The 10,171-nt window shown below is 30.6% G+C and carries 9 protein-coding genes; all 9 read left to right on the top strand.

Going from position 1 to position 10,171, the window contains the following annotated elements; genetic code table 11:
• Window positions 1-259: 259 nt before the first annotated feature.
• The 9 genes from SPJ17_RS08635 (at window position 260) to SPJ17_RS08675 (ending at window position 9,885) form a co-directional block, all read left to right on the top strand.
• Entirely contained in the window at window positions 260-1,285 is a 1,026-nt protein-coding gene (locus SPJ17_RS08635; RefSeq protein WP_321094793.1) for a dienelactone hydrolase family protein, read from the top strand.
• 89 nt (window positions 1,286-1,374) lie between these two features.
• Window positions 1,375-1,821: a LytTR family DNA-binding domain-containing protein gene (locus SPJ17_RS08640; protein ID WP_321094796.1), complete on the top strand. Its 447-nt coding sequence runs from the start codon at window positions 1,375-1,377 to the stop codon at window positions 1,819-1,821.
• 10 nt (window positions 1,822-1,831) lie between these two features.
• Window positions 1,832-2,254, top strand: a complete 423-nt coding sequence (locus SPJ17_RS08645; RefSeq protein ID WP_321094798.1) for a DUF3021 family protein — start codon at window positions 1,832-1,834, stop codon at window positions 2,252-2,254.
• 101 nt (window positions 2,255-2,355) lie between these two features.
• Window positions 2,356-3,264, top strand: coding sequence for an ABC transporter ATP-binding protein (locus tag SPJ17_RS08650; protein WP_321094800.1), 909 nt, complete (start codon window positions 2,356-2,358; stop codon window positions 3,262-3,264).
• Window positions 3,264-4,196 (top strand): hypothetical protein, encoded by a 933-nt coding sequence (locus SPJ17_RS08655; protein WP_321094802.1) that lies wholly within the window; start codon window positions 3,264-3,266, stop codon window positions 4,194-4,196. Before SPJ17_RS08650 ends, SPJ17_RS08655 begins: the two co-directional genes overlap by 1 nt.
• Window positions 4,197-4,330: 134 nt before the next feature.
• Window positions 4,331-4,900 (top strand): hypothetical protein, encoded by a 570-nt coding sequence (locus tag SPJ17_RS08660; protein WP_321094804.1) that lies wholly within the window; start codon window positions 4,331-4,333, stop codon window positions 4,898-4,900.
• Between the two features lie 74 nt (window positions 4,901-4,974).
• The gene (locus tag SPJ17_RS08665) at window positions 4,975-6,876 is read left to right on the top strand and encodes a M13 family metallopeptidase (protein WP_321094806.1); all 1,902 of its coding nucleotides are present in this window, start codon (window positions 4,975-4,977) and stop codon (window positions 6,874-6,876) included.
• A 407-nt stretch (window positions 6,877-7,283) separates the two neighbouring features.
• On the top strand, window positions 7,284-8,495 hold the full coding sequence (locus tag SPJ17_RS08670) for an iron-containing alcohol dehydrogenase (RefSeq protein ID WP_321094808.1): 1,212 nt from the start codon (window positions 7,284-7,286) through the stop codon (window positions 8,493-8,495).
• 52 nt (window positions 8,496-8,547) lie between these two features.
• Window positions 8,548-9,885: a hypothetical protein gene (locus tag SPJ17_RS08675; protein WP_321094810.1), complete on the top strand. Its 1,338-nt coding sequence runs from the start codon at window positions 8,548-8,550 to the stop codon at window positions 9,883-9,885.
• The last annotated feature ends 286 nt before the right edge of the window (window positions 9,886-10,171 follow it).

Here is a 10,171-nt window from a genome sequence, read left to right on the forward strand (position 1 = left end):
GGCAACTTAATTGGTCTTATTCACGTTTGAGGCGTCCTTATGATGTCGTGTAGACAATAAAGGATTCTCAGGTCAATACAAAATGATAAATTCTCACTTTCAATGTGAGAATTAGTAACTTCCAATATATATGCATATGTCAGTATATTTTCTATGATTATATAGCTAACAAAAGGTATTAAAGCACTCTTCGGAGTGCTTTTTCTTGACTATTGTTTTAAAAAGGTTTAAAAATATAAGGGAATAAGTGAGGGATATTATGAAATTTGTAATCAAGCATAGGCTATTCATTTCTATAGTATTATTTACTTTATTTTTCTTTTTATTCTTTTTATATATGGATTTAAGAGAAATAATGTTTCTTTTACATAGAGATTATAAAAATAATTATATTGGTGGATTATTTATACATAGTTGGTTTTTCTTAATACCTATGTTGGTATTTTTCATATTGACGATTGTATTTACAGCATTCTATATGAAAAAGAAAAAGGGAATGAATAAATGGATTACCTTCTCATTAACTTTATTTTATGAGCTTGTATTTACCTTCGTATATTCCTTGTATGCACTAGCACCAGGATTTTGCTTTTTCCCTAAAGCATATGCTATAAGCATATCGATAGATAAGGTAAAAGAGGTAGAGGTATTTGTAGAGGATACCTCCTATACTTCCCTTTATTATGATAATGATTATAATGAGGTCACCTTATTATTTGTTGGTAATGCACAAAATGCCAAGGGTGTATTTCATAACATAAAAGATGATTTAGATACAAGCAAAAGAAATCTACTCATTATGGATTATCCTATGTTTGGATATAATTATGGTACCCTAAATGAAGAAACGATATATAAAGAAGTAGATCAATATATGTCTTTTTTAATAGAACAAGAGGGCTATAGCTATAAAGAGATTCGTATTTGTGGTTTTTCTATTGGTACAGGAGTTGCTACTTATTGTGCAAGTAAATATAAGGATGTAGAAAGCCTTATATTGTTTGCCCCATATTATACCTTTAGCGATGCGATGAATCATCTTGTAAATGTTTTCCATGGACCATTATTAGGCTGTGTGAGATTTAAATTTCCATCCCATAGTAATGCCTTAAATATTACATGTCCTACTATAATTTATTATTCCGATGGAGATAAGATTATTCCTATGGAATCCACTTTAAAATTAATTTCATGCTTTAAGGATTGTAAAGCGATTCTTGTCCCTAATGTAAGCCATAATAAGGTATTTTATAACAAGGATTTAGCTTTATCTTTACTTCACTAATTTATGTAACTTACCTATTGTTTTTTGTAACTTACTTTACACTATCTTGTAATAATTTTTAAAAAGAATATAGTAAGGCTGGTGATACTATGTATAAGATAAGTATTGAACAAATTGATGCGGATTTGCAAGAAGAGGTTGTAATCAAATGTCATGAGATGAATGATTATGTTTTATCCTTAGTGAAAAAGCTTAAAGAGGAGACGAAATCCTCCTTTATTTCAGGAACTAAGGGTGAAGATATTTATTCTATTCGAATGAAGGATATCTTTTATATTGAAGCAACAGAGAATAAAACATTTATCTATTGTAAGGAAGATTTTTATGAATCTAAGCTGAAATTATATGAGATAGAGGAAATGGTAAATGGCTTATCCTTTTTCAGATGCTCGAAATCCATTATTTTAAATTACAATAAAATGGATTGTGTCACTCCTGCCTTCAATGGTAGATTTGAGGCAAAGCTATCGAATGGAGAAAGAATTATTATTTCTCGTCAATATGTTAAGACATTAAAGGATATTTTAGGAATATAGGAGGGAAAATATGCGTATAGTAAAAATGATTGCAATGCAATTTTTATTGATTACAGTTGGTATGCTACTAGGTATAGGATTAATGAATGTACTTCTTAGGGATTATAATGATCTACCATGGTTTTTCCCTTTTGAAATACTAGCAGTTGCCCTATCTACTGCACTTGCATCCTTAGTGTATTTATCTAAAAATGAATTATCGAAAAAAGGAATGATGATTCGTCAGATCATACATTTTATCTTATTACTCGTCATTGTATATTCCTTTGGATATTTGTTTAAATGGTGGAGCGAATTAAGTGGTATTTTAATTGTTGGAGCTATATTCTTAGGAATATATGCCATAGTATTTATCGTAACCTACAGAATGGAAAGAAAGGATTCTTTCAAGATTAATGAGGCCTTAAAGAAATTACCTAAGGATGAAGAATAGTCTATATATTTTGCAACTTACTTTAAGTTTTTGACAACTTACTTGTAGGTTGCTTTTTTTTGTGTTTAAAATTCGTAAAATATAGTCGAGGTGAGAAAATAATGGAAATTATTAAGGTCGATAATTTAGTAAAGCATTATAAGAATATTAAAGCAGTAGATGGTATTTCATTTACTGTAGAGGAAGGCGAGCTATTCGCATTCTTAGGTGAAAATGGAGCTGGTAAATCAACATCCATTAATATTTTATGTACCGTTCTATCTAAGGATTCAGGTTCAATTCATATTGATGGGCTTGATATAGATAAGGATAGTGATGAAATCAAAAAAAGAATTGGCATTGTATTTCAGGGCTCGGTTTTAGATGAAATTCTTTCGGTGAAGGAAAATTTAATGTCTAGATGTAGCTATTATGGAATGAATCGAAAGGAATCCTTAAATCGAATTCAGGAATTATCTGGCTTATTAAGCTTAGATCATCTACTTAAAAGAAGATATGAAACCTTAAGTGGTGGAGAAAAAAGAAGAGTAGATATTGCAAGAGCTTTAATTCATAAGCCAAGAATTCTATTCTTAGATGAGCCTACAACAGGCTTAGATCCTAAAACTAGAAAGAATGTTTGGGATATTATTAATGATTTAAGAAGGAATATTCATTTAACTGTATTCTTAACTACACATTACATGGAAGAAACTAAGGATGCAGATTGGGTAGTAATATTAGATCATGGGCATATTGTTGCTAAAGGAACGCCAAATAGCTTAAAGAATATATATGCAAGTAATAAGCTTTTATGGCATGTAGAGAAATCTTTAGATTATGAGGATTTATTAAGAAAATATAATTTAGAATATTCTTATAATTTAGATACCTATACGATTCCATATAAAGAGAGTAAAGAAGTAATAGACTTCCTATCTTTAGAAAGGGATATCGTAAAGGATTATGAATTAATTAAAGGCGATATGGATGATGTATTCTTGAATGTAACCGGAAGGAGCTTTATGTAATGAGGAATTTTAAAGGGGGCTTATGCTCATATGTAGGTATGACCAAAAGAAATGTATTCTTATTCTTTAAGGATAAAACAACCTTATTCTTTTCTATGCTAGCACCATTAATTGTATTTTTCTTATATGTAATCTTTTTAAAGGATACCTATTTATCTAGTCTTAAGGAATCCTTGAATGCAATTGAGGGCTATTATGATCTAAAGGATATTGAATCCTTAGCGAATTTATGGCTACTTGCAGGAATCTTAGGTACGGCATCCATTACGGTTGCCTTAAATTCCTTACAGGTAATGGTAAGGGATAAAAATTTAAAAATAGATTATGATTATACCTCATCTCCTATATCTGGAGTAATTGTAATATTATCCTATTTTACGAGTGCCCTATTAAATACCTTTATGATTACAGGGGGTATATTGACGATTGGACTTGGAATTACAAGCATTATGGGGAATACCTATTTATCTATTGGTAAAGGTTTTATGCTATATTTATTAACTCTATTAGGCTCTGCATCAAGTGTCATTGTTATGATGGTTATTGTTTCCTTCTTTAAGAAGACAACATCTCTTGCCGCATTTTCAGGTATAGTTTCTGCAGCAATAGGATTTATTATTGGTGCATATATTCCTTTAGGAAACTTCTCTAAGGAAATTCAAGGTGTATTATCCTTAGTGCCTGGATCTCATGTTGCATGTCTATATAGAAATCTACTTATGAATGGCGTACTTGAGCATATAAATACATCCTTAAATGGAATAGATAATGGAATGTTTTATACGAATGTATCTCTAGCTTTTGCCTTAAATTTAAATGTATTTAGCCTAGAGGCATCGAAACATTTTATGATGATTTATATAGTATCCTCTATAGGTCTTGCGTTTATTTTAAATGTTGTACTATATAGAAAAACAATAAAAAGAAGATAAAGATTATGGCAATCCTTGCGATTGCCTTTAACTTTTTATATAATATTTTTGAGGAAAAAATGTATTTTAAGGTCATTTTAAAGAATAAGAATATTTCATTCATTCATTTAAATAAAGTATAATTGAGGTATATTATGGAAGAAAGAGTAGAGGAGTTTTTATCCATTGAGGATGAATTTTTTCATCTAGATCATGAAAATAAAATTGCATATATGGAGCTTGAATTTGAAACGCCAAAGGAAATCTTTGACTTTAATGCAGTAACAAAAATACCACTCATTAATGATGATTTTATGGATTGGATAAAGTATGTATTAGATATGGCTCCAAGAAAGTATTCTATAGATATCTCTATTTCTTTTGGTAATATGGATGGATATAGTAGTGAATATTTAAAAAATGTTTTTTTAAAAAATTCAGTACTAGAATTTAAAAGAATGGAAAAGAGAGTTTCAAAGAAAAACCATATCGCAATATGGCTTATTATTCTTGGAGTACTCTTATTAATATCTACGATTTTTCTAACAGGCTTTTGGAAGGAAGATGGAGTTATAAAGCAGGTTGTAGCCTATATATTGGATATCGCAACTACTGTAACGATTTGGGAGGGCTTAACGATTCTTGTAGTAGATTCTACAGAAAGAAGAAGCCAAATGAAGAATATCCTTTCAAGAGTAAAATCGATTCGTTTTCAAAAGCTTTAACCTAAAGCTTTTTCTTTTCTTTTTGAAAGGAAAAGAATATAATAAGCATAGAGTTTTCAAAGGAGTATATAAAAATGAGTGATATTAGAATTCAAGATGATTTATACGAAGCAGTAAATGGCGATTGGCTTAAAACTGCAGTAATTCCAGAGGATCGTCCTATGACTGGAGGATTTTCTATCTTAGATGAAGAGGTAGAAAAGCTATTAATTAACGATTTTAATCTATTAGCTAATGGCCAAAAGAATACCAATATTAAGGAAATGACATATGCTGTAGAATTATATAAAAAGGTTTTAGATACCAAAAGAAGAAACGAAGAAGGAATTACCCCCATTTTAAAGGATTTAGCCGTTATTCAATCGATTCAATCTATAGAGGATTTAAATTCCTTGAGCCTAGATTTCTTACTTAAGGATGTACCACTACCATTTCAAGCAGGTGTTGAGCCTGATATGGGAGATGCAACAAAGAATTCCTTTGTTATTCTAGGTCCATCTTTAATCTTGCCGGATACTACATATTATGATGGATGTAATGAGGCTGGTATTGAGCTTTTAAATGTATATAAGGATATGGCATCTAAGGCGCTTGCATATACCCCTTTATCTAAGGAAGATCAAGAAAAGTATTTAGAGGATACAATAAAATTTGATAGCTTAATCGCAAAATGTGTTAAAAGTCAGCTTGAGTGGGCGGATTATGTTAAGAATTATAATCCAACACCACTAGAAGAGGTTATAGAAAGCCTTAAGCCTTTTGATTTTATGGGAATGCTTAAAAAGGAATATAAGGATGAATTCCCTAAAACGATTGTCGTATATGATCCAAGAGCAATTAAAGAATTCAATACATATTTTAATTTAGATAATTTAAATCTTTATGTTCATTGGGCTTATGTAAAATATTTATTAAAATCAGCATTCACATTAAGTGAGGAGTTAGCTGAAATTAGTACAATATTTAGAAAAGCATTAATGGGAATTGATGCATCACCAAAGCTTGAAAAGCAGGCATATATGGCTGTATCTAGAATATATAGTGAACCTATTGGTGTATATTATGGTAGAGAATACTTCGGTGAAGAAGCGAAAAAGGATATTGTTTCTTTAGTAAAGAGGATTATTGAAATGTATAAGGTAAGAATGAAGAACAATACATTCCTAGCTGAAGAGACTAAGATAGAGGCTATAAAGAAATTATCTACTATAGAAATTAAGATGGGATATCCAGAATATATTCATGACCTTTATAGCAAAATGGAGTTAACTTTAGATTTATCCTACTATGATTCTATGGTAAAGGTATCTATATTAAAATCTATCGATAATCTAAATAAGCTTAATAAGAAGGTTGACCGTACCGAATGGGCAATGCCAGGTCATATGGTAAATGCTTGTTACAATCCATCAGCAAACGATATCACCTTCCCAGCTGCAATTTTACAAAAGCCATTCTATTCGATTCATCAAACAATTTCTGAAAACTTAGGTGGAATTGGCGCAGTTATTGGTCATGAAATCTCTCATGCATTCGATAATAATGGTGCACAATTCGATGAAAATGGAAATATTAAGAATTGGTGGAAGGAAAGTGATTATAAAGCGTTCCAAAAGCTTACAAAAGAGATGATTCAGCAATTCGATGGTATTCCATTCTTAAGTGGCAAGGTGAATGGAGAATTAGTCGTATCGGAAAACATTGCCGACAATGGTGGTATGGCAGTTACTCTAGCTATTATGCACGAAATTCCAAATAGTGATTTCAAATTATATTTTGAAAACTGGGCTAAGGTTTGGTGTATGAAGGCAAAGGAACAATATACCTTATATCTTTTAACAAATGATGTCCATTCTCCAGCAAAACTTCGTGCAAATATTCAACCTAGAAACTTTATAGAATGGTATCAGGCATTCGATGTAAAGGAGTCCGATTCTATGTATATTGAGCCAAAGAAGAGAATCGTGATTTGGTAAGAAATGCATTATATATGTTTGGATTGTAATTATGAATTTGATGCTTATCCTATAGCACATCAACATCAGGGCTTATTTGTACAAATGGGCTGCCCTATTTGTTTAAAAGCTCAAGCACAAAAAAAGGTGTGCCCGAGGTGTGGTTCTATAAAGTTAAAGCAAACTCTTAAAAACAGGTGAGTATGTATTCCTCTTAAACTTAGTGTCAAATAGCTTTTACTATATGTTATACTATAGTAAGAATATTTGTTTATTCCTTTGGTGGCTTGTACTATAAGGAAGGAATTTTATTTAGAATCAATGGGTGGTTTATTTTCGTATTCGTCCTTATAAAAATTACTAAGCGGCAATACTTGCCTTTGGAATTGTATATTTAAATAGAATGTTTTATGGAAGGAGGATTCACAATGAATGTAATTAAAATAGCTTATGCAAGAACATTTCAATTCTTTTTAAGAATTGCATCGAAAATCGTAAGATTTCCTATTCCTGCAGTTAAAGAAAGATTAGAAGATATTCCAACCCTTTTAAAGGATAAAGGATTAAAATGTCCAATCCTTATTGTATCGAATACAGTATCAAAAGGAAAAAGATATGAATCACTTATAAAGATGCTTGATGCAAATCAAATTAAATATTTTTCCTATATTGGAGTTGCAAGTGATCCTACCTTCAAAACTGTTGAGGTTTTAGCGGGCTTTTATAAAGCGCATGAATGTGATTCCATTATTGCTATTGGAGGTGGCTCTGTTCTAGATGCAGCCAAGGCAATGGGTGTATTAGTTTCGAATAAATATAAGAATTTAGCTCGCTTCAAGGGCGTTTTAAAGGTAAAAAAAAGACTTCCCTTTTTTATTGCCGTACCCACAACTGCAGGTTCAGGAAGTGAAGCCTCCATTGCAGCTGTTGTAACGAATCAAGAAACTAAGGATAAATTTGCAATAAGCGACGGTAAGCTTATACCTAATGTTGCCATATTAGATGATTCCTTACTTAAGGGGCTTCCAAGTGAGCTTGTTGCAACTACAGGTATGGATGCATTTACTCACGCTATGGAATCCTATATGAATCATGCAGGAAATAAAAAAAGTAAGGAATATGCGAAGAAGAGTTTATCTTTAATAAAAAATCATTTATTTGAATTCTATTCGGATAGAGAAAATGATATCGCAAGGCATAATATGCTTTATGCATCTTTTTATGCAGGCATATCCTTCGCAAGAAGCTATGTAGGCTATGTTCATGCCCTAGCTCATGCGATTGGTGGAGTATATCATAAGCCTCATGGCTATTTAATTGCAATATTATTGCCTTATGTATTAGAGGCCTACGGATGTAAAGCATATAACGCATTATCTGAGGCATCTATAGAAATGGGTATAGGTAGTGATAAGGTATCAAAAGAAGAAAATGCTTCCTCCTTGATTTCTTGGATAAGAGAATTAAATCAAAAAATGGGAATTCCTGATTCTTTAGATCAAATGATTCATGAAAAGGATTATTTGCCTCTTGCAGAGCATGCTTCTATTGAAGCAAATCCATTATATCCTGTACCTAAGGAATTCGATAAGAATGAGCTTGCTTTCATTTTAAAACGGGCAAATTCCAAAAAGTTTTAGCACAAATCTTTGTTTGTGCTTTTTTAAATGCTATAATGTATGGGGTGTTATTATGAATCATATAGAAGTAGAGAAAAAGAATAATGTTTCTATAATTGACTTTTTATACATTACATCCATGGTAATGTTTTTTCTTGCTATATTAGCTTTAAGAAGCCCTATTCTATATAAGGATTTTAACCAAGACAATCAATTTAACGACATTTGGTTTATATCCATTACTTTATATGCCTTTGGATCCTTGCTTTGCTATTTTATAGGCATTTTTAAAAGAAAAAAATATGCATCGATGGAAGATGGAAAGTATGCAATCAATCATTATTATGGCTTCTTTAATTTTTTATTGATATTACCACTTGATTTTGGCTTATTATTCATGATAGGTACGAACACCTTATTTCCTGCAAATTTTATTAGTGTAATCTTATATGGTGTCATATCCTTATTCTTTTTGATTTCCTTTATTTTAAGATCTACTTTGCTAAAAAGAACAGAAACCATAGGACTTAGGTCCTTTGATATGAATTCCTTTATTTATTTTTCTTATGCAACATTCATGCTTTTGCTTAATGTATTGAATGTAGATATGTCTACTCACTGGGTGATTATATTAGTTGGAATAAATTTCATTATTACTCATTTTACAGTATACTATCCTGTAAAAGCTATGCAGTTTGCTATAGATAAAAAGAAATATAATCCAGTGATGACGGTATATAAATTTGTTATCGGTTTAGTAAGAAAAAAAGTATTTTTCTTTATAGGATTAATCTTCACCATCCTTATTGGATTATTCTATTGGCTAGGTGGACTATATGCTCTTAAGGATGGTCTACTCAATATATTCTTTGTTATTGCATTATTCTATTTTTCTCTTGCTATCGTTCGATTTTTCACATTCCTATGGAATAAGAAAATAAGTGGACTTGAGGATTCTATACGATTTAGAAGTCAATGTAAAATAACCATATTCAACTCCATATCTATACTTATTTTAACGATCTTACTAGGCGGATTATTGTTTTATATATTTAATGATTCCCTATCTAAGGAAAGTCAAAATTGGTTTATTTTTATACAAACTATATTCTTAGCTTTACGTATGATTTTCTTGTATATGGATGTAAAGATAGCAAATCAAAGTAAGAATCCATATAATATAGCTATAGCAGAGGGTGGAGTAATATCTACCTCTGTCATGCTATTTTCTATTGTTTTATCCTTAAATCTATATTTTGGATTTAACTATATCCATAAAATTGTATCCTTAATTTTAGTATTTATTATTTTATCTAGTGGACTTGCAGTGAGTGTTCATACCTTTGTATTAGGAATTTTAGGCTTAAAGGGAAAAATTAAGAAAAAAGAGGATATAGATAATGGAGATTAAAGAGGGCTAAATACCATTTTTAGATTCAAGTACAAAAGCTATCCTTCAAAATATGGAAATGTATGGCTCTATAATCTTTTTTAAGCAGACGAGCATCTTTATATATTTCTGATTTAATGAAAAATTCGAGGATTAATGTAAAAGGATTCTATTGAAACGTTTACAATAGGATTTCACCAAAATTGTACATTATTTTCAAAAGCATCTATGTTACAATGATTATAAGAAGAAAGGATGAAGATCTTATGCAAATATTCCAAAGTATATTAGCTTTACTTGCAGGTGT

Origin of the sequence: Anaeroplasma sp., from assembly GCF_034179385.1 — a bacterium.
Classification (GTDB): domain Bacteria; phylum Bacillota_I; class Bacilli_A; order Acholeplasmatales; family Anaeroplasmataceae; genus Anaeroplasma.